Source organism: Massilia sp. PWRC2, assembly GCF_049896725.1.
Classification (GTDB): domain Bacteria; phylum Pseudomonadota; class Gammaproteobacteria; order Burkholderiales; family Burkholderiaceae_D; genus JAFCUW01.
On the sequence record NZ_JAFCUW010000011.1, the window covers coordinates 180906 to 206121 of the forward strand.

20 protein-coding genes and 3 tRNA genes are annotated in these 25216 nt (G+C 63.6%); 18 read left to right on the top strand and 5 right to left on the bottom strand.

Going from position 1 to position 25216, the window contains the following annotated elements; translation table 11 throughout:
* Positions 1-21 precede the first annotated feature (21 nt).
* From ACP7BZ_RS20025 to ACP7BZ_RS20045, 5 genes are all read left to right on the top strand, one after another.
* A complete protein-coding gene (locus ACP7BZ_RS20025) occupies positions 22-981 on the top strand; it encodes a complex I NDUFA9 subunit family protein (protein ID WP_426116424.1) in 960 nt (319 codons plus the stop codon).
* Positions 982-1031: 50 nt separating this feature from the next.
* Positions 1032-1748 carry a glutathione S-transferase family protein gene (locus ACP7BZ_RS20030; RefSeq protein ID WP_426116426.1) on the top strand — a complete coding sequence of 239 codons (717 nt, stop codon included), beginning with the start codon at positions 1032-1034 and terminating at the stop codon, positions 1746-1748.
* Between the two features lie 44 nt (positions 1749-1792).
* Positions 1793-3067: a multifunctional CCA addition/repair protein gene (locus ACP7BZ_RS20035; protein WP_426116470.1), complete on the top strand. Its 1275-nt coding sequence runs from the start codon at positions 1793-1795 to the stop codon at positions 3065-3067.
* Between the two features lie 137 nt (positions 3068-3204).
* On the top strand, positions 3205-4770 hold the full coding sequence (locus ACP7BZ_RS20040) for a DAHL domain-containing protein (protein WP_426116428.1): 1566 nt from the start codon (positions 3205-3207) through the stop codon (positions 4768-4770).
* Positions 4771-4895: 125 nt separating this feature from the next.
* Positions 4896-5564 (top strand): GNAT family N-acetyltransferase, encoded by a 669-nt coding sequence (locus tag ACP7BZ_RS20045; RefSeq protein ID WP_426116430.1) that lies wholly within the window; start codon positions 4896-4898, stop codon positions 5562-5564.
* 4 nt (positions 5565-5568) lie between these two features.
* Here ACP7BZ_RS20045 and ACP7BZ_RS20050 read toward each other — a convergent pair whose 3' ends face one another.
* Entirely contained in the window at positions 5569-6081 is a 513-nt protein-coding gene (locus ACP7BZ_RS20050) for an Lrp/AsnC family transcriptional regulator (protein WP_426116432.1), read from the bottom strand.
* 126 nt (positions 6082-6207) lie between these two features.
* Here ACP7BZ_RS20050 and hppD point away from each other — a divergent pair, with 126 nt between their 5' ends.
* The gene (gene hppD / locus ACP7BZ_RS20055; RefSeq protein ID WP_426116434.1) at positions 6208-7323 is read left to right on the top strand and encodes a 4-hydroxyphenylpyruvate dioxygenase; all 1116 of its coding nucleotides are present in this window, start codon (positions 6208-6210) and stop codon (positions 7321-7323) included.
* 70 nt (positions 7324-7393) lie between these two features.
* A complete protein-coding gene (locus tag ACP7BZ_RS20060) occupies positions 7394-10951 on the top strand; it encodes an indolepyruvate ferredoxin oxidoreductase family protein (protein ID WP_426116436.1) in 3558 nt (1185 codons plus the stop codon).
* A gap of 48 nt (positions 10952-10999) precedes the next feature.
* On the opposite strand, the gene ACP7BZ_RS20065 is transcribed toward ACP7BZ_RS20060, so the two are convergent.
* Positions 11000-11395 (bottom strand): MAPEG family protein, encoded by a 396-nt coding sequence (locus tag ACP7BZ_RS20065; protein WP_426116438.1) that lies wholly within the window; start codon positions 11393-11395, stop codon positions 11000-11002.
* A 128-nt stretch (positions 11396-11523) separates the two neighbouring features.
* Here ACP7BZ_RS20065 and ACP7BZ_RS20070 point away from each other — a divergent pair, with 128 nt between their 5' ends.
* Positions 11524-13287, top strand: a complete 1764-nt coding sequence (locus ACP7BZ_RS20070) for a M14 family metallopeptidase (protein ID WP_426116440.1) — start codon at positions 11524-11526, stop codon at positions 13285-13287.
* Between the two features lie 16 nt (positions 13288-13303).
* Positions 13304-14518, top strand: coding sequence for an MFS transporter (locus ACP7BZ_RS20075; RefSeq protein WP_426116442.1), 1215 nt, complete (start codon positions 13304-13306; stop codon positions 14516-14518).
* Here the strand turns inward: ACP7BZ_RS20075 and ttcA are convergent.
* Genes ttcA through ACP7BZ_RS20090 form a run of 3 tightly spaced genes read right to left on the bottom strand, consistent with a single transcriptional unit; the run spans position 14510 to position 16657 of the window.
* A complete protein-coding gene (gene ttcA, locus ACP7BZ_RS20080; protein ID WP_426116444.1) occupies positions 14510-15445 on the bottom strand; it encodes a tRNA 2-thiocytidine(32) synthetase TtcA in 936 nt (311 codons plus the stop codon). The genes ACP7BZ_RS20075 and ttcA overlap by 9 nt on opposite strands.
* Positions 15442-15840, bottom strand: coding sequence for a dihydroneopterin aldolase (locus ACP7BZ_RS20085; protein WP_426116446.1), 399 nt, complete (start codon positions 15838-15840; stop codon positions 15442-15444). Before ACP7BZ_RS20085 ends, ttcA begins: the two co-directional genes overlap by 4 nt.
* 37 nt (positions 15841-15877) lie before the next feature.
* Positions 15878-16657 (bottom strand): SDR family oxidoreductase, encoded by a 780-nt coding sequence (locus ACP7BZ_RS20090; RefSeq protein ID WP_426116448.1) that lies wholly within the window; start codon positions 16655-16657, stop codon positions 15878-15880.
* Positions 16658-16794: 137 nt separating this feature from the next.
* Here ACP7BZ_RS20090 and ACP7BZ_RS20095 point away from each other — a divergent pair, with 137 nt between their 5' ends.
* The 9 genes from ACP7BZ_RS20095 to ACP7BZ_RS20135 form a co-directional block, all read left to right on the top strand.
* On the top strand, positions 16795-17946 hold the full coding sequence (locus ACP7BZ_RS20095) for a class I SAM-dependent methyltransferase (protein WP_426116450.1): 1152 nt from the start codon (positions 16795-16797) through the stop codon (positions 17944-17946).
* A gap of 3 nt (positions 17947-17949) precedes the next feature.
* Positions 17950-18882: a J domain-containing protein gene (locus tag ACP7BZ_RS20100; protein WP_426116452.1), complete on the top strand. Its 933-nt coding sequence runs from the start codon at positions 17950-17952 to the stop codon at positions 18880-18882.
* Positions 18883-19016: 134 nt separating this feature from the next.
* Positions 19017-20645: a DUF3369 domain-containing protein gene (locus ACP7BZ_RS20105; RefSeq protein ID WP_426116454.1), complete on the top strand. Its 1629-nt coding sequence runs from the start codon at positions 19017-19019 to the stop codon at positions 20643-20645.
* A 132-nt stretch (positions 20646-20777) separates the two neighbouring features.
* Positions 20778-22406 carry a response regulator gene (locus ACP7BZ_RS20110; protein ID WP_426116456.1) on the top strand — a complete coding sequence of 543 codons (1629 nt, stop codon included), beginning with the start codon at positions 20778-20780 and terminating at the stop codon, positions 22404-22406.
* 56 nt (positions 22407-22462) lie between these two features.
* Positions 22463-24016, top strand: coding sequence for an HDOD domain-containing protein (locus ACP7BZ_RS20115; RefSeq protein WP_426116458.1), 1554 nt, complete (start codon positions 22463-22465; stop codon positions 24014-24016).
* A 195-nt stretch (positions 24017-24211) separates the two neighbouring features.
* Positions 24212-24296, top strand: a tRNA-Tyr gene (locus tag ACP7BZ_RS20120).
* A 52-nt stretch (positions 24297-24348) separates the two neighbouring features.
* Positions 24349-24422: transfer RNA gene (locus tag ACP7BZ_RS20125), tRNA-Gly, on the top strand.
* Positions 24423-24451: 29 nt separating this feature from the next.
* Positions 24452-24526, top strand: a tRNA-Thr gene (locus ACP7BZ_RS20130).
* 94 nt (positions 24527-24620) lie between these two features.
* Positions 24621-25216: GTP-binding protein (locus tag ACP7BZ_RS20135; RefSeq protein WP_426116460.1), on the top strand; the 596-nt coding region annotated here is incomplete at its 3' end.

Sequence of the window (25216 nt, forward strand, 5' to 3'; positions counted from 1 at the left end):
CCACTTCCCCTCAAGGCGCACATGCGAGAGCTCAAGGTAGTCGTTTTCGGCGGTAACGGATTTATTGGCAGCCACCTGATCGGCCAGCTGGTCGGCGAGGGCGTCCGCGTGGTGGTGCCGACCCGCCGGCCCGAGCGCGCCGGCGCCCTCGCCATGCTGCCCGGGGTGCAAGTGGTGGCCGCCGACATCGGCAAGGATGACCTGGTACCCCTGCTGCAGGGGGCCGATGCCGCCATCAACCTGGTTGGCGTGCTGCACTCGCGCCGCGCCAAGCCGTATGGTCCGCAATTTCGCCATGCCCACGTCGACATTCCGCGCCGCATCGTCGCCGCCTGCGCCGCCGCCGGCGTGCCCCGCTACCTGCACATGAGTGCGCTGGGTGCCGATAGCGATGGCCCCTCGATGTACCAGCGTTCGAAGGCCGATGGTGAAGTGGCCGCGCGTGCCGAACCGACGGTGGCGGCCACCATCTTCCGGCCATCGGTGGTGTTCGGTCCCGGCGACAATTTTTTGAACATGTTCGCCAAGATGCAAGCCTTCCTGCCGCTGGTGCCGCTGGCCTGCGCCGACGCGCAATTCCAGCCGATTTATGTGGGCGACGTCGCCCGCGCCTTCATCAACGCCTTGAAGGACCCGAAAACGCGCCAGCAGGTGTACGCGCTGGGCGGGCCGTCGATCTATACCCTGGCCGAGCTGGTGCGGCTGTCCGGCCGCTATGCGCACCATCAGCGTCCGGTGATCGGCTTGCCGGCCGCCCTCGGCCGCCTGCAGGCCGCGCTGTTCGAACTGTTGCCGGGCGACCCGTTGATGAGCCGCGACAATCTCGACTCGATGGCGCACGACAACGTGATCGATCCGGCCATCCAGGCATTGACAGCGGCCACCCTCGGCATCAAGCTGACGGCGCTCGAAGCGGTGGCGCCCGGCTACCTGTCGCCGCACGACCGCTTCGACGATTTTCGCGCGCGCGCCGGCCGTTGAGCGCAGCCCTGGCTCCCCCTTCTTTTGCGTACTGACCGGACCATTTGACCATGCAGACCACTGAACTCGATCCTTCCCTGTCGACCACCCTTGCCCGCGCCCGAGAGTCGGGGCTGACGCTGGTCATCGGCAACAAGAATTACTCGTCCTGGTCGATGCGGCCGTGGCTGGCGATGACCGCCTTTGGTATTGCCTTCAACGAAGTCGTCATCGCCCTCGACAAGCCGGACACCGGCGCCCGCATCGCCGAATACTCGGGCGCCGGGCGGGTGCCGGTGCTGGTCGCTGGCGACATCACCATCTGGGACAGCCTGGCCATTTGCGAATACATCGCCGAGCAGTTTCCTGACCTGCAGCTGTGGCCCAGCGACGTTGCCGCCCGTGCCATGGCGCGCAGCGTGGTAGCCGAAATGCATGCCGGTTTTGGCGGCCTGCGCAGTGCCATGTCGATGAACCTGCGCGCCCATCTGCCGGGCCGCGGCCGCACCGACGAAGCGCAGGGCGACATCGGCCGCATCTGCGAAATCTGGGAAGAGTGCCTGTCGCGCTTTGGTCACCACGACTACCTGTTCGGCGCCTTCTCGATCGCCGACGCCTTTTATGCGCCGGTGGTGATGCGCTTTAACACCTATGGGGTGTCGCTGGCGCCGGCGCTGCAAGCCTATTGTGATCGGGTGACGCAGCATCCGGCAGTGGCGCGCTGGATCAGCGAAGCGCTGGCCGAAACCGACCGCGCCGATGGGCACGACAGCGAACTGCCCGATTGAGTGCGCATGCATGAGCTGATGCGGCTGCCATGACTGAGCGCACCATGCAAGCCTACGTCGTCGGTGGCGCCGTGCGCGACGCCCTGCTGGGCCGGCCCGTGGTCGACCGCGACTGGGTGGTGGTGGGCGCCACCCCCGAGCAGATGGTGGCCCGGGGTTTCCGCCCGGTGGGCAAGGATTTTCCCGTGTTCCTCCATCCGGTCAGCCACGAGGAATACGCGCTCGCCCGCACCGAGCGCAAAACCGCCCCCGGTTACCACGGTTTTGTGTTCCACACCTCGCCCGAGGTCAGTCTCGAAGACGATCTGGTCAGGCGCGATCTGACCATCAACGCCATCGCCCGCGCCGAAGATGGCACCCTGACCGACCCCTTCGGTGGCCAGGCCGATTTGCAGGCGCGCCTGTTCCGCCACGTCTCCGACGCCTTTGCCGAAGACCCCGTGCGGATCTTGCGGCTGGCCCGTTTCGCTGCCCGCTTTGCCGATTTCACGGTGGCGCCGGCCACCATGGCGCTAATGAAAAGCATGGTCGCGGCGGGCGAAGTCGATGCGCTGGTGCCCGAGCGCGTGTGGCAGGAAATCGCCCGCGGCCTGATGGAAGCGACGCCGTCGCGCATGCTGCTGGTGCTGCGCGAGTGCGGCGCGCTGGCGCGCATCATGCCCGAGCTCGATGCCTTGTGGGGCGTGCCGCAACCGCCCCTGCACCATCCGGAAATCGATACGGGCGCCCACATGCTGCTGGTAATCGACCACGCGGCGCAGCGCCAGTTCGACTTGCCGGTGCGCTTCGCCGCCCTCATGCACGATCTGGGCAAGGCCATCACCCCCGCCGGTAACTGGCCTGCCCACCACGGCCACGAAGCGCTGGGGGTCAAGCTGATTGGTGAACTGTGCCGGCGCCTGAAGGTCCCCAACGATTGCCGCGACCTGGCGCTGCTGACGGCGCGCGAGCACGGCAATGTCAGCAATGCCCTGGTGCTGCGCGCCAACACCCTGGTCACCCTGTTCGAGCGTGGCGACGGCCTGCGCAAGCCGGAACGCTTCGCCCGGATGCTGCAGGCGGCCGAGTGCGATTTTCGCGGGCGCGGCGCTCACCCTGCTGAGGTCGCAGCATTTGCCGCTCGCCCGTATCCGCAGGGCCCCTATCTGGCCGCCGCCCTGGCGGTGGCGCGCAACGTCGATGCCGGCGCCGTGGCCGCCCGCTACGCGGCGCAACCGGCCCGCATCGGCGATGCCGTCCATGCAGCGCGGGTGTCGGCCGTCAAGCGCGCGCGCGCCGATTTGTTGCTGCAGGCGGGCCTGCCTGCGCCGCAGCCATAAGCAAACAGGCAAGCAATTACCCGAAATCTGCTAAGTAATAATCAAAAAGCAAGCAGACGTAAGCAGACGTAAGTATCCTCTCGGCAATTATAGGTGCCTGCTATGGTGAATTGTTCCTACTTCCAGGGATCTGCTGCATGACCTCCATTCCCCCTGTATCGCCGCTGGCGCACGCGATGAGCGCGCGCCGCCGGCTCGCCCTGATGAGCTTGTTGTTGGTGCTGGCGTTGTTACTGGTATTTCTGTTCAGCCGCACCACCGCCGTCGACCTGGGCGCGCAAAACCGCGTGATGCTCAATCTGCACGAGCTGGAAAAGCTCGACGCCGAATGGAATGCCAACATCTTGCGTGCCCGCATCGGCCTCGACACCGGCAGCCGTTCGCTCGACAGTGGCGTGCCGCGCATGCTGCAGCTGCAGCGTGATCTGGGCGCCGCCCTGTCGATGACGCACGATGGCGCCACTGCCCGCGCGTACAATCGCGTGCAGGTGGCGCTGCAGGAAAAGCAGCAGCTGGTGGGCCAGTTCAAGGGCGGCAATGGCTTGCTGCGCGAATCGCTGGCGGCGCTGCCCTCCCTGATCACCCAAATGAAAACCGAGCTGACCGGCATCGAGGGGGCACTGGCGCCGTCGCGCACGGTGCTGGCGCTCGACGACGCCCTCAACGCCCTGCTGGCCGACGTACTGCGATTTAATCTGGCGCCGGACGCCGCGCTGGCGACCCGTATCGAAACCTCGCTGCGCACGGTGCAAAAGCAAAAGGCCGCCTTCTCGCTGGCGGTGGGCGAGCGCATCGATGTGCTGCTGCTGCACACCCGCGTGGTGCTGCTGTACCGGCCGCAGGAAAACCGCCTGGAAGCGGCCATTGCGCACACCGGCACCAGCGCAGCGATCGAACGCTTGAGCCGCCAGTTCGACCGCGAATTTGACGAAGTGCTATTACAAAAGCAGCGTTACCGCAGCTGGCTGTTCGCCTACTCGGGGGTGTTGCTGCTGTTGCTGGTGGGCGGCGCGCTGCGCCTGCTGCGCACCTTTCGCATGCTCGACGTCGCCAACCGCCGCCTGCGGGCGGTCAACGACACCCTCGAGCAGCGCGTGCTGGCCCGTACCGCCGAGCTCGAAGCACAGTCGGCCAAGCTCGAACAGCTGGCCCACCATGATGGCTTGACCGGACTGGTCAACTACAGTCACCTCAGCCGCCTGCTCGACCACGCCCTGATCCGCGCCGGTCGCCGCGACGATACCGTGGTGGTCATGTTTTTCGATCTGGACGGCTTCAAGGCCGTCAATGACACCCACGGCCACGGCACCGGCGACCTGGTGCTGCAGGAAGTGGCGCGCCGGGTGCAGTCGCGCCTGCGCAAGGAAGACGTCCTGGCGCGTCTCGGTGGCGATGAATTCGTCATCATGTTCGAGCAGGTCGATTCGCCCGAAGCGGCGCGCCGCATCGCCCAGCTGACCCTGGACGCCATCGGCAGCATCGACGAAGCGGATGGCAAACCGGTCGACATCTCGGCCAGCATCGGCATTAGCAGTGCGCATGGCCGCAGCGGCGCCGCGCGCGGTGCGGCCGCCCTGCTGGCCGATGCCGACGCCGCCATGTACGTCACCAAGCAGGCTGGCAAATCGGGTTATACCGTCAGCCCGTCAGCGCAGTGGCCGGACAGCGTGATCAGCCAAACCACCCAAACCGTGGCAGTATAGGAGCGCTTCGGCGTCAGTACAGCGGCAACAGCAGCGGCAAGGGCAATGGCAACAGAACGACAGCAGGCCCGCAGCGCGCTACAATACAGGTTTGGTGCAGTGCACCATGGCAGTGGGAGGCAGTGATGATCAAGCGATTTTTTGACAAGCCCCTGGGGGCGTGGTTCGACGGCTTGCACCTGGGCGGCGCGCGTCCCACCGTGCGCATCAAGCAGCTCGAAGAGCGCGACCGCTTCCGCATCCGCAAGCATTTTTTAGCGCTCGACAACGACGACCGCCTGCTGCGCTTTGGCACTGTGCTGCCGGATGAGCGGGTGATCGCCTACGTCAATAACCTCAATTTCGCCCGCGACACCATTTATGGGGTCTACAACCGCGTTTTTAAACTGGTCGCAGTCGGCCACCTGGCGTTCGCGCCGAAGCAGGCATCGAGCGCCAGCACTGCCGTCACCGACAAGGAAAAAGTGGCCGAGTTCGGCGTCTCGGTGCTGGCGATTGCGCGCGGCCAGGGCATCGGCTCGAAACTGTTCCAGCGCGCGGCCATCCACTGCCGCAACGCCGATGTCGACACCCTCTACATGCAGTGCCTGTCATCGAATCAGACCATGATGCACATCGCCAAGAAGGCGGGCATGGAAATTCACCGCGAGTACGGCGAAGCCGATGCCTACCTGCGCCTGCCGCCACCGAGCCCCGGCACGGTGATGCGCGAAGCGCTCGAAGAGCAGTTCGCCACCATCGACTACACCCTGAAGGCGACCAACCGCGCCGCCGCCAAGCTGTTCGAGCGCTGAGTCCTCACACCAGCGGCAGCGCCGTCGTATCCTTGATTCTCTGCAAGGCAAAGCTCGACTTCACATCAGCCACCGATGGGTGTATCAGCAGCGTTTTCATCATGAAGCGCGAAAAGTGTTCCATGTCTTCCACGTGCACCCGCAGCAGGTAATCCATCTCGCCGGTCATGGCGTAGCAGGCCACCACTTCGGGCCAGTCTTCGACCGCCTCGGCAAAATCGGCGTGCGGTGAACTCGAGGTGCGGCGCGCGCCGCTGGCGTTGGCGGTCGGCCCTTCCTTGTGCTTTTCCAGCCGCACGTTGACGTAGGCCAGTAGCCCGAGCCCGATCTGGGCCGGATCGAGCAGAGCGACGTACTGGCGGATCACCCCTGCTTCCTCGAGCCGCTTGATGCGCCGCAGGCATGGCGAGGGCGACAGGCTGACGGCGTCGGCAATGTCCTGGTTGGACGCGCGGCCATCGGCCTGCAACAGGGCGAGGATTTTACGATCTGTTTTATCCAGCTCAATTTTTGACATATAACCTCCAATATCCCTAATTTTACGCAATTAAATAGCGTGCGACTGCGTTCCGCAGCCATCGTTTGAAATTTAATGCCGGACCTGCGGGACTATACTGTGCGCTATAAAAATGAGGAGACAAGCATGCAGATCCAGACCTGGGACAACCCCATGGGCACTGACGGTTTCGAGTTCGTCGAGTATGCCGCGCCCGATCCCAAAGCGATGGGCGCCCTGTTCGAACAGATGGGGTTTGCCGCCATCGCGCGCCACCGCCACAAGGACGTCACCCTGTACCGCCAGGGTCAGATCAACTTCATCATCAATGCCGAGCCGGACTCGTTTGCCCAGCGCTTTGCGCGCCAGCATGGCCCGTCCGTGTGCGCCATCGCCATCCGCGTCAACGATGCCGCCATGGCTTACCGCCGCGCGCTCGAACTGGGCGCCTGGGGTTTCGACAATAAAACGGGCCCGATGGAATTGAATATTCCTGCAATCAAGGGGGTGGGCGACTCGCTGCTGTATTTCGTCGACCGCTGGCAAGGTAAAAACAGCAATGCGCAAGCGGGCAGCATCGGCGACATCAGCATTTATGACGTCGACTTCGTCGCCATCCCCGGTGCCGACGCCAACCCGGTCGGCAACGGTTTGACCTATATCGATCACCTCACCCACAACGTCCACCGCGGCCGCATGAAAGAATGGGCGGGCTTTTATGAGCACCTGTTCAACTTCCGCGAAATCCGCTACTTCGATATCGAGGGCAAGCACACCGGCCTCAAATCGAAGGCCATGACTTCGCCGTGCGGCAAGATCCGGATTCCCATCAACGAGTCGTCCGACGACAAATCGCAAATTGCCGAATACCTCGATGCGTATCACGGCGAAGGCATCCAGCACATCGCCCTCGGCTCGGACGACATCTACGGTTCGATCCAGGCCATGCGCGCCACCGGCATCGCCTTCCAGGACACCATCGAAACGTATTACGAACTGATCAATCGGCGCCTGCCTGGCCACGGCGAAAACCTTGACGAACTGCGCCGCCTGCGCATCCTGGTCGACGGCCACAGCAACGAGAATGAACGTGAACTGCTGCTGCAGATTTTTACCCAGAACGTCATCGGCCCCATCTTCTTTGAAATCATCCAGAGAAAAGGCGACCAGGGTTTTGGAGAAGGCAACTTCCGCGCCCTGTTCGAATCAATCGAGCTCGACCAGATCAAACGTGGCGTTTTAAAAGACACCAGCGTCGTCTGAGTCTTGTTCCAAGTAATGGCTGTTCGCAGTACCCTAAAAAAAGCACCATCCGACAAACGGAGACAAACCCATGAATGCACCCCTCGACCGCGCCCAGCTTGAACCGCAGCCGTCGCCTGAAATTTCGCTCAACGACAAATGGACGCTCGAACGTGGCCGCGCCTTCATGACCGGCACCCAGGCGCTGGTGCGCCTGCCGATGATGCAGCAGGAACGCGACACCAAGGCCGGCTTGAACACCGCCGGTTACATCACCGGCTACCGCGGTTCGCCCGTCACCTCGATCGACATGACGGCCGTCAAGGCAAAAAAACACCTGGACGCCCACAACGTCCACTTTCAGCCGGGCCTGAACGAAGACCTGGCCGCCACCGCCGTCTGGGGCACCCAGCAAACCAATCTGTTCAAGGATGCCAAGTACGACGGCGTCTTCGCCATGTGGTACGGCAAAGGTCCGGGCGTCGATCGCTGCGGTGACGTTTTTAAACACGGCAACAATGCGGGCAGCTCGAAATTCGGTGGCGTCGTCATTCTCGCCGGCGACGACCACGCGGCCAAATCGTCGTCCACCGCGCACCAGTCCGACCATATCCTGACCGCCTGCGGCATTCCCGTGCTGTACCCGGCATCGGTGCAGGAATACCTCGATTACGGCTTGCACGCCTGGGCCATGAGCCGCTACACGGGCCTGTGGGTGGCGATGAAATGCGTCACCGACATCATCGAATCGGGCGCCGTCGTCGACTTCGATCCCGAACGCGTGCAGACCGTCACGCCGACCAGTTTCGCCATGCCCGAAGGCGGCCTGAACATTCGCTGGCCCGACGCCATCCTGGACCAGGAAGTGCGGATGAACAATTACAAGTGGTACGCCGCCCTCGAATATGCGCGCGTCAATCAACTCAATAAAATCATCTGGGACAGCCCGCAGCCGAAGATCGGCATCATCACCGCCGGCAAGAGCTATCTCGACACCCGCCAGGCGCTGGCCGACCTTGGCATCGATGAGCAGGCGGCCGCCGACATCGGCATCCGCCTGTATAAAATCGGCATGACCTGGCCACTGGAAGCCGATGGCGTGCACGCGTTTGCCCAGGGCCTCGACGAAATCCTGGTGGTCGAAGAAAAACGCCAGATTCTCGAATATGCCCTCAAGGAAGAGTTGTACAACTTGCCCGACGGCCAGCGCCCGCGCGTGGTCGGCAAGTTCGACGACACCGGCGAGTGGAGCAACAAGGGCAATACCGGCCACGGCGACTGGCTGCTGCCAGCCACCTATGAACTCAATCCGGCGCTGATCGCGCGCGCCATCGCCAGCCGCATTTCGCACTATTGCGCCGGCCACCCGGTCGAGCAGCGCGTCAAGCAGCGTATCGCCTTTCTTGAAGCCAAAGAATTGGTTTTAAAAAACGTCAGCACCAAGCCCAATCCCGACACTGACCGCACCCCGTATTTTTGCTCGGGTTGCCCGCACAATTCGTCGACCAAGGTGCCGGAAGGCTCGCGCGCACTCGCTGGCATCGGCTGCCACTACATGGTGCTGTGGATGGACCGCGAAACGTCGACGTTTACTCATATGGGGGCCGAAGGCGTCACCTGGGTAGGGCAGGCACCGTTCACCCATGAAAAGCATGTGTTCACCAATCTGGGCGACGGCACTTATTTCCACTCGGGCATCCTGGCGATCCGTGCGGCAGTCTCGGCCAAGGTCAACATCACCTATAAAATCCTGTTCAACGACGCTGTCGCCATGACGGGCGGGCAGCAATTCGATGGCCCGCTCGACCCTGGTGTGATCAGCCGCCAGATCGCCGCCGAAGGCGTCGGCCCCATCATCGTCGTCACCGATGAGCCGGACAAATACGGCGCCGATTACAAATGGGCCGAAGGCGTCACCGTGCGCCATCGCAGCGAATTGATGGACGTGCAGCGCCAATTGCGCGACTGCCCGGGCGTCTCCGCCATGATTTACGATCAAACCTGCGCGTCGGAAAAACGCCGGCGGCGGAAAAAAGGCGAATACCCCGACCCCGCCAAGCGCGCCGTCATCAACGAAGCCGTCTGCGAAGGTTGCGGCGACTGTTCGGTGCAATCGAACTGCCTGTCGGTCGAACCGCTGGAAACGGAGCTGGGCCGCAAGCGGCAGATTAACCAGTCGTCCTGCAACAAGGATTTTTCTTGCGTCACCGGCTTCTGCCCCAGTTTCGTGACGGTCGAAGGCGGCACCTTGAAAAAGCCGAAAAAAGCCGTCGCCAGCAGCGACGCCACGCCGCCCGTCTTGCCCATGCCGGTGCTGAAAAGCACGGCGGCGCCATATGGCATTTTGATTACCGGCATTGGCGGCACCGGCGTCGTCACCGTCGGCCAGATCCTCGCCATGGCAGCCCACGTCGAAGGCAAGGGCGCCATCGTGCTCGACATGAGCGGGCTGGCGCAAAAGGGTGGTCCGGTGATGTCGCACGTGCGCCTGGCCGACCACCAGGCCGATCTGCACTCGACCCGCGTCGGCACCGGCAGCGCCGACCTGGTCATTGGCTGTGACCTGATCGTCACCGCCAGCCGCGACGCCCTCTCGCGCATGGGAGAGGGGCGCACTTTCGCTGCCATCAACTCAACGGCCTCATCGACGGCGGCGTTTGTCAAAAATCCCGACTGGCAATTTCCCGGCGCCAGCGCGCAAGCCGAAATCGTCAAGGCCTGCGGCAGCGCCCAGGTCGCCTTTATCGATGCGGGCAAGATCGCCACTGCACTGATGGGCGACGCCATCGCCACCAATATGTTCATGCTCGGTTACGCCTGGCAACAGGGCCATGTGCCGCTGACGGAAGCGTCGATCTTGAAGGCGATTGAATTGAATGGCGTGTCGGTGCCGTTTAACAAGAGCGCCTTCCTGTGGGGCCGCACGGCCGCCCACGACCTGGCGCCGTTGGTCAAGCTGACGACGCCGGCCCAGGTCATCGAGTTCAAGCGCACGCAGACGGTCGACGATCTCGTCAAGCGCCGCATCGAACTGTTGACGGCCTACCAGGACGCCCGGTACGCCGACCAGTACCAGCAGTTTGTCGAACAGGTGCGCGCCGCCGAAGCACGGCTTGGCAGCGGTACCCGCCTGTCCGAAGCGGTCGCCCGCTACCTCTACAAATTAATGGCCTACAAGGACGAGTACGAAGTGGCGCGCCTGTACACCGATGGCGCTTTCAAGGCCAAAGTCGCTGCCATGTTTGACGGCGACATCACCTTGAAATTCCACCTGGCGCCACCGCTGTTTGCCAAGCACGACAAGGAGGGACAGCTGGTCAAGCAGGAGTTCGGCCCGTGGATGATGACGGCGTTTGGCCTGATGGCAAAGCTCAAAGGGCTGCGCGGTGGCGCCTTCGACCTGTTCGGCTACACCGCCGAGCGGCGCATGGAACGCGCGCTGATTGGCCAGTACCGCCAGACCATCGGCGCGCTGTTACCGAAGCTGACGGCCGAGAACTTGGCGCAGGCAGTGGCCATTGCCAGCATCCCGGAAGATATCCGCGGCTACGGCCACGTCAAGGAACGCCACCTGCGTGCGGCCCAGGTCAAGGAAGCAGCCTTGCTGGAAACCTTTGGCTTGCAGCCTGCCAGCAGCGAGGCGGCGTAAGCCCTGCCATCACAGCAGGGGCCGGTCGGCCCTTGCTGTGCCGGTGCATCACCCCATCAGCAAAGTCTTCAACAAAATAAACAGTGCCCATACCGACCCGGCGAATACCAGGGTGCGCAGCACCGGCACGCCCGCCAGATACAGGGGCAGGTAGATGATGCGGGCGCCCAGGTACAGCCAGCAGGCGAACACAGTCTGGCTGCTGTGCAGATTGGCTGCATGGGCAATCAGCACGGCGCCGGCGAACAGCGGCAGGGTTTCAAACAGGTTGGCCTGGGCGCGCTGGGCGCGCGCCGTCAGACGGCCCGGTGGCGTCGCATCGGTGTCGCGTGCGCTGACGTTGTAGCGCAGGCCGGTTTCGCGGGTGCGCAGCGTGGAGGCGAGAAAAATCTGTACCAGCGCCAGTACCAAGGTCCAGGCTAATGCGGTCAATTCAGTGGTCATGATGATCCTTTGTCAATTTGTCTACCCAGAATAGCAAAACTCGGCCGACGCTGTGGCACTGTTGCCTGAAATGCAGCAAAGCAGACTATAATTTCCTCTTATAAATATTTCTCTCAGAGAGACTGTCGATGATCCGTTCCGCGTTGCTGCTTGCCCTGTCCGCCGTCTATTCACTGTCGCAGGCGGCGCCCGATCTGACCACCGTGTCGGAGCGCTCGGGCTTTCTGAAGACCGGCCACTACGACGAGGTGATCCGGCTGTGCAGCGCTTTCCAGCAAGCCTATCCACGCCAGGTACGCTGCATCGACTTTGGTATCACGCCGGAAGGGCGGCCCATGAAGGCGCTCATCGCCACCGGCACCGGCGCCTTCAGTGCTGCCGCCGCGCGCCAGCGCAAGCTGCCGGTGACGCTGATCCAGGGCGGCATCCATGCGGGCGAAATCGATGGCAAGGATGCCGGCTTCCAGGCCCTGCGCGAAGTGCTCGACAAACAGCTGGCCAAGGGCGCGCTCGACCAGCAGGTGCTCATTTTCGTGCCGGTGTTTAACGTCGACGGCCACGAGCGGTTTACCCCGAACAACCGCCCCAATCAGCGCGGCCCGGTCGAGATGGGCTGGCGCACGACGGCGCAAAATTTTAATCTCAACCGCGATTACGTCAAGGCCGATGCCCCCGAAATGCAAGCCATGCTGGCGCTGGTGAACGCCTGGGACCCGCTGGTGGTGGTTGACCTGCACGTCACCGACGGCGCCAAGTTCGAGCACGATGTATCGATCCAGGTCGAGCCGGTGTACTCGGGTGATACCGAACTGCGCCAGGCCGGCCTGGCGCTGCGCAGCAATGTGATTGCCGACATCAGCAAACTGGGGGCGCAGCCGCAATCGTTCTACATGTCCTTCGTCGAGAACGACAACCCGGCCTCCGGTTTTGCCGATGGCGTCTCGGACCCGCGTTTTTCGACCGGTTACTTTCAGCTGCGTAACCGCATGGCCATGCTGGTGGAAACCCACTCGTGGAAAGATTACCCGACCCGGGTGCGCATCACCCACAATGCCGTGGTGTCCGTGCTGGAGCAGGTCGCCGCCCACGGGCGCCAGTGGCAAGCCGCCGCAGCGGCGGCCGATGCGCGCGCCGTCGCCATCGCCGGCAGCGCCGTGCCGCTGTCCTGGAAAACCACCGAGCGCGCCCGCATGATCGATTTTAAGGGCTATGCCTACAGCCGCACGCCATCGGACGTGTCGGGCATCCTGATGACGCATTACGACGAAACCACCGCGCAACTGTGGCGCGTGCCGCTGCGCGATGAAGTGCTGCCCGAGCTGTCGGTGACCGCCCCTGGCGGCGGCTACGTGGTGCCGGCGGCTTACGCTGCCGGCGTTGCCGTCAAGCTGCGCCAGCATGGCATCGGCTACTCGGTGATCAAGACGGCGCAGGCGCAGGCCAGCGTTGAGACCTTCCGCGCCGACAAGACCACGCTGACGCCAGCGTCGTTCGAATCGCACCAGCGCTTAGCCGTCACGGGCAGCTGGAAAGCCGAGCCGCGCGCTGTCGGCGCCGGCGCACTCTACATTGCCGTTGGCCAGCCAAAAGCGCGCCTGGTGATGGCCATGTTCGAGCCGCAGGCGCCCGATTCGCTGCTGGCCTGGGGCATGTTCAACAACGCCTTCGAGCGCAAGGAATACATGGAGGAATACGTGGCCGAAGACGTCGCCCGCGCGCAGCTGGCCGCCGATCCGGCGCTGGCAGCGACTTTCCAGCACCTGCTCGAGAGCGACCCGGCATTTGCCAAGAATGGCCGCGCCCGCCTCGAATTTTTCGCCCGCCGCCATCCGTCGTGGGACGAGCGTTTTAATTTGTACCCGGTCATGCGCAGCAACGCGCCCTTGCAGTAAGCCAGTGCGCACCAGCATGCCTGCGATGCGCGCTGCTGCCATCAAACCCGTTCCCACCATGTTGATGGTGTTGCTGCTGTTCGTCACCCAGGCGTGCACCGACATTTTCTTGCCGGGCCTGCCGCAGATCGCCCGCGACTTTAACAGCAGCATCGATGTCGCCAGCCTGACCATCTCCGTCTACAACGTGTGCCAGGCGGCGGTGGTGCTGTTCATCGGCGTGGTCAGCGATGTGCGCGGGCGCCGCCCCACCATCCTGCTGTGCTTTGGCCTGCACATCGGCGCCACCATCGCCATCGCCTTGTGTGCGTCGATGGCCGTGATGATTGCCCTGCGCGCCGTGCAGGCGCTGGGCAGCGCCGCTGTCTATATCGTGCTGCGCATGGTCATCAAGGACACGCTCGACAAGCCGGCGCAAATCCACGCCACCGGCCTGTTGATGATCGGCCTGGTGCTCTCGCCGATCCTGGCGCCGCTGGTGGGCAGCTGGATCGTCCACTGGTCCAACTGGCGCTATTGTTTCTGGGCGCTGTGCGTGCTCGACCTGCCGCTGTTTATCTGGGCCTGGGTGGCGATCGGCGAGACCAATCTGCGGCGCGCCGAACTGCGCGCCTCCTTCAGCTGGGCCAGCCACGCGCGCAATTATGGAGCGGTGCTGGCCGAGCCATATTTCCGCGCCATGGCGCTGCTGGTCGGCGCCGCCTTTGCCGCCTTTTATGCTTTTATCAGCATCTCGAGCTTCATGTTCATCCACCAGTTCGGATTGCGCGAAACCACCTACGGCTATGTGTTCATGGCGCTGGCGCTGTCTTACCTGGCCGGCAACCGGTTGATGAGTGCCTTGAATGGCCGCCAGCTGGCGCCGCGCCGCATCATCGGCCTGGGGCTGCTGGTATCGGTGGCTGGCGCTGTCTGCGTGTTGATGGCACCGCTGTTGCCCAGCACGATGGCGGTGGTGGCCGCCATCGTGCTGGGCACCTGCCTGCTGCGGCTGGCCACCGCCCTCATCATTCCACCGGCGCAGGTCGACGTCACCGACCATTTTACCCAGCACGGTGCTCACGCACTGGGACTGCTCACCTGCATGCAGTATGGTTTTGCTGCCCTCGGCACCATGGTGGTGTCGAATCTGTGGTTCGCGCCCAGCACCAATTTTTTGATCAGCACCGTGCTGTTCGTGGCGCTGTCGGCGCTCGGCTACCTGGCGCTGACAGCGCGCCGCTCACACTGACTGCAGCGCGATGGTGCCGAAGGCAGTGGTGGCGCTGCCTGGTGTGGCGCACGGTTCGTCATCGAAGGCGATGTCGCCCAGCGGGTTGGCGATGCCATCGGTCTTGATGTCCTTAAAAGCAAACAGCTCCCTGTCCATCAGGTGCGACGGCACCACCGTCGACAGCGACGAGAAAATGCTTTCGACCCGGCCCGGGTATTTTTGTTCCCACTCGCGCATCAAGCCTTTGATTTGCTTCCTCTGCAGGTTTTCCTGTGAGCCGCACAGGTCGCACGGGATGATGGGGAACTGCTTGACCTCGGCGTAGCGGGTGGAGTCGGCTTCTTTGACGTAAGCGAGCGGGCGGATCACCATGTGCTTGCCATCGTCGGATACCAGTTTGGCTGGCATGCTTTTCAGTTTGCCGCCGAAGAACATGTTCAGGAAAAAGGTTTCGAGAATGTCGTCGCGGTGGTGGCCGAGGGCGATCTTGTTGCAACCGAGCTCATCGGCGACCCGGTACAGGATGCCGCGGCGCAGGCGCGAGCACAGCGAGCAGGTGGTCTTGCCTTCCGGGATCAGGCGCTTGACGATGCTGTAGGTATCCTGGTTTTCGATGTGATACGGCACCCCCAGCTTTTCCAGGTAGGCGGGCAGGATGTCGGCCGGGAAGTTTGGCTGCTTCTGGTCGAGATTGACGGCGATCAGTTCGAAATGGATCGGCGCGCGCTCGCGCAAGGTCATCAGGATGTCGAGCAGGGCATAGCTGTCCTTGCCACCGGACAGGCACACCATCACCTTGTCGCCTTCTTCGATCATATTAAAGTCGCCGATGGCCTGGCCCACCAGGCGGCACAGGCGCTTGTGCAGCTTGTTGTTTTCGTAGGCGATCTTGTCCGCCTTGGCGTCCGTCACCGCGTCCGTCATCGCTGGCAGCACTGCGCTCATACACCGTCCTTGATCTTGAAAATTTCGACGCCCACCCCTTCGCAATCGGGGTAGACGTCCGGCTTCATGCTCGAGATGCAGACGGCGCGCACGCGCGGATGCGCCAGCATGGCGGCGGCGAGGTCGTCGACCAGGGTTTCCTGCAAGTGCACGTGGCCCTGCGCCATGCGTTGCGCCACCGTCTCGCGCATGAAATCGTAGTCGACCACTTCGTCGAGCAAGTCCTGGTTGGGGGTCGACAGCGCCAGTGGAATGTACAGGTCGATATTGATCAGCACGCGCTGCTCGCCGCGCTTTTCGAAATCGTGTACGCCGATATTGATCATGATTTCAAAGTTGCGCAGGAACAGGCGGCGGCAATCGGCCAGCTGGGGGTGGAGGAGGGCGGACAGCATGGGTAGCCTTTAATGGTATCAACGAATTGGTGAATAATTATTCTGTCAGGAACATGACGTCGCGCGACAGCGTCATCAAATGCTGGCCGCCATCGACCAGCAAGGTGGTGCCGGTGATGGCACGGGCGCGCGCCAGGTAACAGACCGCATCGACAATGTCTTGCGGCGTACTCGATTGCCCCAGCGGGGTGGCCCGGTGCGCGCTGGCAAAGCCGGCCTGGCTCTGGTCGCCGGAGACCATGGTGATGCCGGGAGAGACCCCCACCACCCGCACGGTCGGCGCCAGCGCCTGCGCCAGCATGATGGTGGCCGTTTGCAGCGCCGCTTTCGACAGGGTGTACGACAGATAATCGGGATTGAGGTTGTCGAGTTTTTGATCGAGCAGATTGATCACCACCGCCTGCGAGCCGGCTGGGGTGGCTGCATGCAGCGCCTGCGCCAGCAGGATGGGGGCGGCAACATTGGCTTGCATGTGGGTGGCCAGCAGCGCCGGCGAAAAATCGGCGGCGTTGTCGTATTCGAACAGCGACGCATTGTTGACGATGCAGCCGAGCGGGCCGAGCGCGGCGCTGGCGCGGCCGGCCAGCGCGCGCACGGCGGCCTCGTCGGCCAGGTCGGCGTCCAGCAGCACCGCCTGGCGGCCCAGGGCGCGCACGGCGGCCGCGGTTTGTTCCGCTTCGACGCGCGAATGGCGGTAGTGCAGGGCAATGTCCCAGCCCGCCTGCGCCAGGCCGAGGGCGATGGCGCGGCCGATGCGGCGGCCGGCGCCGGTGACGAGGGCGGTGTTCAGGGGCACGGAAGGGAGGACTGCGGTCATGGGCTGGGCGGGATCAGTGAGAAGGTCGACAGGGAAACAGTTGTATAAAAATCTAAAAGCGTGTCACGCCGTGTGCGTGAATTGGCGAAAATGCTGCATAAATTGTTGCCGGCTGCCGTAGTCGCTACAATGGCCGGATGTCCTTGCCCGAACCCGCCCCCGACGCGCTGGCCGCGTCACACGCCCTGCTGCAACGCATTGCCGACGACATTGCGCGTGCCGGCGGGGCGATTTCCTTTGCCCGCTTCATGGAGCTGGCGTTATATACCCCGGGACTCGGTTACTACAGCGGCGGTGCGGCCAAGCTGGGCGCGGCGGGCGATTTTACGACGGCGCCCGAATTGTCGCCGCTGTTCGGCGCCACCATCGCCCGGGTTGCCAGCGCTATTATCGCCCAAAGTGCGCCAGCCATCCTCGAATTCGGTGCCGGCACCGGCAAACTGGCCCACGATGTGCTCAGCGCACTGGCGGCGGACGGCATTGCCGTCGACCAGTATTTGATCGTCGAGTTGTCCGGTGAATTGCGCCAGCGCCAGCAGCAGGCCCTGCGCGACTTCCCCCAGGTGCGCTGGCTCGATGCATTGCCCGTCAGTTTTAGCGGGGTGGTGCTGGCCAACGAGGTGCTCGATGCCATGCCGGTCGAACTGGTCAGCAAGGAAAGTGCCGGCTGGCAGCAGGTCACCGTCACCATCGAAGACGGCCGCCTGGCCTGGGGCCGGCAAGCGCCTGACGCCGCGCTGGCGCTGCAACTGGCGCGTCAGATCGTCGACGCCGCCACCCTCGATGTTGGCTATCTGACCGAAGTGCATCCGCTGGCGGTCGGCTTCATGGCGTCACTGGCGCGCATGCTCAGCAATGGCGGCGGCGGTGCCGCGCTGCTGTTCGATTACGGCTTTCCGGCCCACGAATACTATGTCGACGACCGCACCGGCGGCACCGTCATGTGCCACTACCGCCACCACGCCCACACCGACCCGTTTTATGTGCCCGGCTTGCAGGACATCACCGCCCACGTCGATTTCACCGCGATGGCGCTGGCGGCGCAGGAGGGCGGCCTTGAGGTGCTGGCCTACATGAGCCAGGCCGGCTTTTTGCTGGCCGGCGGCATCACCGAACTGTTGTTACGCACCGATCCGGCCGATGCCGCCCGCTACCTGCCGCAGGCGAATGCCGTGCAAAAGCTGCTGTCGCCGGCCGAGATGGGAGAATTGTTCAAGGTGCTGGTGGTGGGTCACGGCGTCACGCTGGGGCCGGCGATTGCCAGCGCCGACCGCAGTCACCGCCTGTAAATCATGGCAAAAATCCATACCCACTACGACAATCTGAAAGTGGCGCGGATGGCGCCCCCGGAAGTGATCCGCGCCGCCTACAAGGCGCTCAGCCAGAAATACCATCCCGATAAAAACCCCGGCGACGACAAGTCGGCCCGCATCATGGCGATTGTCAACACCGCCTACGGCATCCTCGCCGATCCCGTGCGGCGCAAGGAACACGACGAGTGGATCGCTGCCGAGGAATGGGAAATCGCCTGGTTGGAGAGCAGTGGCGAAGACGGCGCCCGCGGCCGCGAGGGCGTCGCTCCGCCCGGTTTTAATCATGCGTGGGAAGCGCCGCCGGCGCCGCGGCGGCGGCGCGGCCTGCTGCGCCAGCCCTTGCTGTGGCTGGCGTTGGTGGCGGTGTTTGCCGGTGGCTGCGCCGCCGGTGCGCTGGCGCTGTCGACGCTGCCGGGCTTGCGCACGGTGGCGGCGCCGCTGCTGCCGTCGACGCCGCCAGTGGTGCGGCCAGTGGGGCGGCCAATGGCGGGGCTCGACGAGTGGGCCGCGCGGCCCGCCGTGGCGGCGCACCTGCCGCACCTGCAAACCCTCGCCGTGCTCGAGCTGGCGGTGCCGCCGCAGGGCGCCGATTGCAACAGCGTGCTGCGCTCGGCCACCGCACCGAACGGCGCGCCGTGGCCCGATATCAGTGGTTATATCGATGGCTACGCGGTGGCCAATCAGGGCGTGCAGATGCGGGTGGAAGTCGACAATGGCGCCAATGACGCGGCCGTGTTCGTGCGTTTGATCGACCTCGACCGCGGCGCCAGCGTGCGTCATGTTTACCTGCTGCCGCATGAAGCGCTGACCATCGATAAACTGGCGGCGGGACGCTACGAAGTGCGCTATCAAAACATCGATACGGGGGGCGGCGCTTGTGCGCAGGCGCTCAAGCAGGCGGCAGCGCCGTAAGCTAAAAGCAGTGGCGTTCGCGTCAAACGAATGGCTGGACGCACTTAGCCATTGGTGATAGCGTGGGGCTTGAACCGGCTTGGTCATTTCCCTTCCTGGGGGCCGTGGAACCGCGCTCTCCCCTAAGGATTTGAATGAGCAACGCCATGGATGACGACGACAACTGGCTCATCGATGACGATGAAGTTCTGCCCTTGGCCACGGACAGCGCCGCGCTGCGGCCGTGGCGGGTGCTGGTGGTCGATGACGATCCCGATGTCCACGCGGTTACCCGGCTGGCCCTGCGCAACGTCAGTTTCAAGGGCCGCGCGCTGGAACTGCTGTCAGCCCACAGCGGCGCCGCGGGATTTCACATGCTCAGCAGCAGCGTCGACATCGCCCTGGTACTGCTCGACGTCGTCATGGAAACGGAGAATGCCGGCCTGGTGCTGGCGCGCCGCATCCGCGAAGAGCTCGGCAACCACACGGTCAGGGTGGTGCTGCGCACCGGCCAGCCCGGTCAGGCGCCCGAACAGCAAGTGATCATCGACTACGACATCAACGACTATAAATCGAAAACCGAGCTGACCACCCAGCGCCTGTTTACCGTCGTCATCTCCGCGCTGCGTGCCTACGAAAGCCTGGTCATGCTCGAGCGCAGCCGTGCCGGGCTGTCGAATATTCTCGCTGGCGTCAACAACCTGTACCACGCTGGCTCGCTGCGCGAATTTGCCTCCGGTGTGCTGGCGCAAATCAGCGCGGTGCTCGGCATTGGTGGCGATGGCATGTTGTGCCTGCTGGCGGTGCCGGGGCGCGAGCCCACCGTGCTGGCCGCCACCGGCGTCTGGGCCGCGCTGGCCGCCGATGGCGCCCTGCCGCTGGAACACCCGCTGCGCCCGGCCTTCATGCGCGCGCTGGCCGAGGATATCAGCCACAGCAGCCCGCTCGGCACCGTCATGCCGATTCGCACCGAGCAGCAACAGCGGGTCGGCATCGCCGTCTGCCCGCCGCTGAGCATGGCCGAGATCCAGCGCGAGCTGCTGGTGCTGTATTGCCAGCGCATCGCCGCCGCCTTCGACAACCAGTATCTGTTCGAGCAGGCCAAACACACCGAGGCCGCCACCGTCGCTCTGCTGGCGCAGGTGGCGCACAGCCGCTGTGCGGGCGCCGCCGTCCACGCCGAGCGCGTGCGCCGTCTGAGCGAGCGCATTGCCGGGCGCCTGCGCGAGCGCGAGGGCGAGGGCAATTCTGGCGAGGCCCGGCTTGAGCCCGAACTGACGCCGCAGATGATCAGCATGCTTGGTCTGGCCAGCATGCTGCACGACATCGGCATGGGCGAGGCCTGCACCGACCTGTCGCACGACCAGCCCTACAGCGCCAGCGCGCGCGCCGCCATGCAGCGCCACGCGCTGATCGGCAGTGCCGCGCTCGAGCGCGCGGCCGCTGGTGCCGGCGCCAGCAGTTATCTCAGCCTGGCCGCCATCATCGCCGCCGGTCACCACGAGCACTACGACGGCAGCGGCTATCCGCGCGGACTGGCCGGTCGCGCCGTTGCCTTGAGCGCGCGCATCGTCGCCGTTGCCGACACCTTCGCTGCCATGACCGCCGAGCGCGCTTACCGGCCGCGCTCGAGCTGTGCGCAGGCGCTCGATCACCTGCGTGAACAGGCCGGCCATCAGTTCGATCCGCTGGTGGTGGCGGCGCTGCTCGAGCTGGCCGGTGCCGATGGCAGCGGCGTGGCGCGGGAAGTTGTCTCAAATCAACATCAGCAGATGCCGCTGTAGGGCATCGAGGGCTCGCCGGCATGGGCTAGGCCGCAGTATTCACGATTTTGTGTCTTCCGCCGTTATATACTGTTGGGACGAAAAGAGCCGCCGGGCGCGCGTCCGAGCAGGATGTGACACGAAAGACAACACATGAATGACCTTGAGGGATTGTCCGCGCTCATTATCGAGCCGCATACAGGCATGCGCGCCAATATCCACAGCATGCTCGCCATGTGTGGCATCAGCAAAATCGACCATGCCGGCAGCGCCAACAACGCCGTCAAGCATCTGACCCTCAAGCACTTTGACCTGGTGCTGTGCGAATACGATCTCGAAGGCGGCCAGGATGGCCAGCAGTTGCTCGAAGACCTGCGCCATCACAAGCTCATTTCGCTCTCGACCATGTTTTTCATGGTCACCGCCGAAGGCAATTACAGCAAGGTGGTCAGCGCCGCCGAGCTGGCGCCGACCGACTACATCCTCAAGCCCTTCACCGCCGACCGCCTGCTCGAGCGCGTGGCCCGCGCGCTCGAACGGCGCACCGCCCTGATGCCGGTGTACCAGCTGATGGAAGCGGGGGCCCAGCGCGAAGCGATTGATGCCTGCATCGATGGCATCCACGCCAGTCCGCGTTACACCGTCGACTTCCTGCGCCTGCGCGCCGAACTGCACATGTTTTTGGGCGAGCCCGCCGAAGCCGAGCCCATCTACATGCAACTGTTCGATGCGAAAGCCATCGCCTGGGCCCGGCTGGGACTGGCCAAGACGCTCTTTATGCGCGAGCGCTTCGATGAAGCCGAGGACATGTTGCAAGACCTGGTCGAATCGAACAGCAAGTTCGTCGATGCCTACGACTGGCTGGCGAAAACCCACGCCGCCGCCGGTTCGCTGCAAAAGGCGCAGGCGGTGCTCGCCGCCGGCGTCGCCGTCTCGCCGCACGCGGTGCGGCGCCTGCGCAAGCTGGGTGAAATCGCGCTCGAAACGGGCGACAGCGAAGCGGCCGAAAAAGTGTTGAAACAAGTCGTCAGCAAGGCCAAATATTCGGAATTTCGCGATCCCGAAGACCACCTGAAACTGGTGCAAACGCTGGTGGCCAAGGGCGATCCGGTGCAAGCGGCGGCCGTCATCCGTGACCTCGACAAAACCATGGGTGGCCAGCGCAACACCGCCGTCTGCAGTGCCATTGCCTCGGCCATGGTGCACGAATACACCGGCAACGAAGTGCGCCTGGCCGAGTCGCTGGCCGCCGCCGTGGTGGCCGCGCGCGACGCCACCACCCTGTCGCCCGAGGCCAAGATGGAATTGGCGAGAAATTGCCTGGAAAACAAGATGGACGCGGGCGCCACCGAGGTGATGGGCGACGTCATGCGCAACGCCACCAACAACGCCAGCATGGCCAAGGCGATGGCGGTGTTTGAAAAAGTCGGCCGGCCCGAACTGGCCGCCACCGTCGCCCAGCACAGTCGCCAGGTGGTGATCGACCTGGTCAGCGCCGGCGCCCAGAAGGCCAAGGAGGGCGATTACCGCGGCGCCGTTGACCTGATGCAGGAAGCGGTCTCGAAAATGCCGGAAAACCCCCAGGTTGCCTTCAACGCCGCCGTCGCCGTCCTCAAATGCCTGGAGCACACGGGCTGGGACAACACGCTCGGCCACAGCGCCATGATCCTTATCGGCAGCGTGCGCCGGCTCGATCCGGTCAATCCGAAGTTGCCGACGCTGGCCGGTTTGCACCAGCAAATTCTCAAAAAATACAATAAATCGGTGAGTGCCAAAAAATGATGAAGGACAGTTTGCTGTGAGCGCCCCGCTGGTGACGATGTTGCAGAAAGCCTGCCATGGCAGTTGACGGCACGGCCGCGTTCGCCCGTGCCGCTGGCGGCGACAGCCGGCGCATCCGCACCGCGCTGCTGCAAAAACTCAGTGGCGGCGACGCCATGTTCGCCCTCGGCACCTCGGTGGCGCGGGTGGTGCAGATGGCGTCCTCGGACGACCAGGGCACCCATGATCTGGCCTATTACGTGCTCTCCGATGTGGCGCTGACCCAGCGCATCTTGCGGCTGTCAAACACGGCAATTTATCGGACCGCCGCCGGCACCACCGTCACCACCATCTCGCGCGCCATTTCCCTGCTCGGCTTTGACAACGTCAAGACCACCGCGCTGGCGCTGTTATTGGTCGATGCGCTGTCCAACAGCGCCCACGCGCACAGCGTGCGCATCGAGCTCGAACACGCCCTGTGCGCCAGCCTGGTGGGCCGCGAAATGGCCCGCTTGAGCCCCTATCAGGGCGCCGAGGAGGCGGCGATTGCGGCGCTGTTCAAAAATCTGGGGCCGCTGCTGGTGGCCACCCACGAGCATGAGCGTTACTGCGAGGTGGCCGCCTTGCAGGATTGCGGCAAGCACACGCTGGGGCAGGCATCGCAAATGATTCTCGGCTGCAGCTATGACGCGCTGGCTGAAGCGGTGATGGCCGAGTGGAAGATTCCCGAGCAGATCGGCCGCGCGCTGGCAGCACTGCCGCCCGGCGTGCAAAAGGCGCCGGCCAGCCGCGCCGAGTGGATGAAGCAGGTCGCTTCGTTCAGCGCCGAGGTTGCCCAACTGCTGTCGAAAAACAGCAATCCGGCCGGCACCGCCGAAGCGCGCGCCTTGCTGGGGCGCTACGGCGCCGCCCTCGGCATCGATGCCGAACGCATGGAAGCGATGTTCGAGGCGGTGCAAAAGGAAATGGCCAGCCTGCTGCAGAGCCTGAGTATCGAGGCGGGTCCGAAAACCCAGCAGGCGGTCAGCCCCGGCGGCTTGCCCAATGTGCTGCTGCTGTCGACGCTCGATGCGGGCGACCTGGCGGCCGATATGTTTTATCCCAGCGGCAAGCCGTACAAGGCGCGCGAACAGTTGCTCGCCGGCGTACAGGACGTCACGCAAATGCGCGCCGGCGCCGCCGTCACCGTCAACGACGTGATCTTGACGGTGCTCGAAACCCTGTACCGCAGCATGGGCTTTCGCTTCGCCACCGTCTGCCTGCAAGATCTGCGCAGCGGGCAGTACCGCGCCCGCGTGGCGTTTGGCGATAACAAGCAGGCGTTACAGGCCGGCTTTACTTTTCCCCTAAATGGGCCGCGCGACCTGTTTTACTTGGCGATGGAAAACGACGCCGACCTGATGATCGCTGATGCCTTCAACCCCAAGATCCGGGCGCTGCTGCCGCCGTGGCACCGCCAGCTGTTTCCTGATGCGCGCAGCTTTATCGTGCTGCCGCTGGTGCTGGGCAAGGTACAGCTGGGCCTGTTTTACGCCGACCGCATCGAGCCGGCGCCGGAGGGCGTGCCGCCCGACGAAACCTCGCTGATCAAGGCGCTCAAGCAACAAGTGCTCAACGCGCTGACGCCGTGAATGCGCGGCGCGGCGCGGGCGCCAAAAAAAATCATTCACAATGCGTGCCGCACCCTTGCAAGAATGTGAAAGCAGCGGTTACAATCACGCCCCGAAGCGAGACGGTTATCAACAGCACGAGATAAGTAGCGGAAAGCACCCCGCAAATGCTGTTGACACCAATCAGTACTTGCTTCATACTCTGCGGTTCCTCGCGGAGGGGTGGCCGAGTGGTTAAAGGCGACAGACTGTAAATCTGTTCTCTATGAGTACGCTGGTTCGAATCCAGCCCCCTCCACCAAGATGTTGCTTGGAAGTTGTAGCGGTAAGTGAATGAACGGATGCAAAACCTCGCGGGTGTAGCTCAATGGTAGAGCAGAAGCCTTCCAAGCTTACGACGAGGGTTCGATTCCCTTCACCCGCTCCAGTTTCATCGCAATGCATGCAGTACAAAAAGCCCTTGTAGCTCAGTGGTAGAGCACTCCCTTGGTAAGGGAGAGGCCACGTGTTCGATCCACGTCAAGGGCACCAGAATTGAGCAAGTCGCAGTACATTCAAATCGACAAGTCAGGCCGGACGTCACACGATGTCCCTGGTTATTTTTCAAAATCGTTAGGAGTCTAAAATGGCAAAAGGTAAATTCGAACGGACCAAGCCGCACGTCAACGTCGGCACCATCGGTCACGTTGATCACGGCAAGACGACCCTGACGGCAGCGATCGCTACCGTTCTGTCGAAGAAATTCGGCGGCGAAGCAAAAGCATACGACCAGATCGATGCAGCACCAGAAGAAAAAGCGCGCGGCATCACCATCAACACCGCCCACGTCGAGTACGAGACGGCCAACCGTCACTACGCGCACGTCGATTGCCCAGGCCACGCCGATTACATCAAAAACATGATCACCGGTGCTGCCCAGATGGACGGCGCAATCCTGGTCTGCTCGGCAGCTGATGGCCCAATGCCACAGACCCGCGAGCACATCCTGCTGGCCCGCCAGGTTGGCGTTCCTTACATCATCGTGTTCCTGAACAAGTGCGACCTCGTCGATGACGAAGAGCTGCTCGAACTGGTGGAAATGGAAGTGCGTGAGTTGCTGTCGAAGTATGAATTCCCCGGCGACGACTTGCCAATCATCAAGGGTTCGGCACGTATGGCCCTCGACGGCGACACCGGCCCGATGGGCGAGCAAGCCATCATGCAATTGGCTGAAGCCCTCGA

What these genes read in the sequence shown, in the direction of transcription:
- ACP7BZ_RS20060 (WP_426116436.1), top strand. Translation starts at nt 7,394, where the DNA reads ATGAATGCACCCCTCGACCGCGCCCAGCTTGAACCGCAGCCGTCGCCT.
- ACP7BZ_RS20035 (WP_426116470.1), top strand. Translation starts at nt 1,793, where the DNA reads ATGCAAGCCTACGTCGTCGGTGGCGCCGTGCGCGACGCCCTGCTGGGC.
- ACP7BZ_RS20065 (WP_426116438.1), bottom strand. Translation starts at nt 11,395, where the DNA reads ATGACCACTGAATTGACCGCATTAGCCTGGACCTTGGTACTGGCGCTG.
- ACP7BZ_RS20095 (WP_426116450.1), top strand. Translation starts at nt 16,795, where the DNA reads ATGTCCTTGCCCGAACCCGCCCCCGACGCGCTGGCCGCGTCACACGCC.
- ACP7BZ_RS20025 (WP_426116424.1), top strand. Translation starts at nt 22, where the DNA reads ATGCGAGAGCTCAAGGTAGTCGTTTTCGGCGGTAACGGATTTATTGGC.
- ACP7BZ_RS20070 (WP_426116440.1), top strand. Translation starts at nt 11,524, where the DNA reads ATGATCCGTTCCGCGTTGCTGCTTGCCCTGTCCGCCGTCTATTCACTG.
- ACP7BZ_RS20040 (WP_426116428.1), top strand. Translation starts at nt 3,205, where the DNA reads ATGACCTCCATTCCCCCTGTATCGCCGCTGGCGCACGCGATGAGCGCG.
- hppD (WP_426116434.1), top strand. Translation starts at nt 6,208, where the DNA reads ATGCAGATCCAGACCTGGGACAACCCCATGGGCACTGACGGTTTCGAG.
- ACP7BZ_RS20100 (WP_426116452.1), top strand. Translation starts at nt 17,950, where the DNA reads ATGGCAAAAATCCATACCCACTACGACAATCTGAAAGTGGCGCGGATG.
- ACP7BZ_RS20075 (WP_426116442.1), top strand. Translation starts at nt 13,304, where the DNA reads ATGCCTGCGATGCGCGCTGCTGCCATCAAACCCGTTCCCACCATGTTG.
- ACP7BZ_RS20090 (WP_426116448.1), bottom strand. Translation starts at nt 16,657, where the DNA reads ATGACCGCAGTCCTCCCTTCCGTGCCCCTGAACACCGCCCTCGTCACC.
- ACP7BZ_RS20115 (WP_426116458.1), top strand. Translation starts at nt 22,463, where the DNA reads ATGGCAGTTGACGGCACGGCCGCGTTCGCCCGTGCCGCTGGCGGCGAC.
- ttcA (WP_426116444.1), bottom strand. Translation starts at nt 15,445, where the DNA reads ATGAGCGCAGTGCTGCCAGCGATGACGGACGCGGTGACGGACGCCAAG.
- ACP7BZ_RS20030 (WP_426116426.1), top strand. Translation starts at nt 1,032, where the DNA reads ATGCAGACCACTGAACTCGATCCTTCCCTGTCGACCACCCTTGCCCGC.
- ACP7BZ_RS20105 (WP_426116454.1), top strand. Translation starts at nt 19,017, where the DNA reads ATGAGCAACGCCATGGATGACGACGACAACTGGCTCATCGATGACGAT.
- ACP7BZ_RS20110 (WP_426116456.1), top strand. Translation starts at nt 20,778, where the DNA reads ATGAATGACCTTGAGGGATTGTCCGCGCTCATTATCGAGCCGCATACA.
- ACP7BZ_RS20085 (WP_426116446.1), bottom strand. Translation starts at nt 15,840, where the DNA reads ATGCTGTCCGCCCTCCTCCACCCCCAGCTGGCCGATTGCCGCCGCCTG.
- ACP7BZ_RS20045 (WP_426116430.1), top strand. Translation starts at nt 4,896, where the DNA reads ATGATCAAGCGATTTTTTGACAAGCCCCTGGGGGCGTGGTTCGACGGC.
- ACP7BZ_RS20050 (WP_426116432.1), bottom strand. Translation starts at nt 6,081, where the DNA reads ATGTCAAAAATTGAGCTGGATAAAACAGATCGTAAAATCCTCGCCCTG.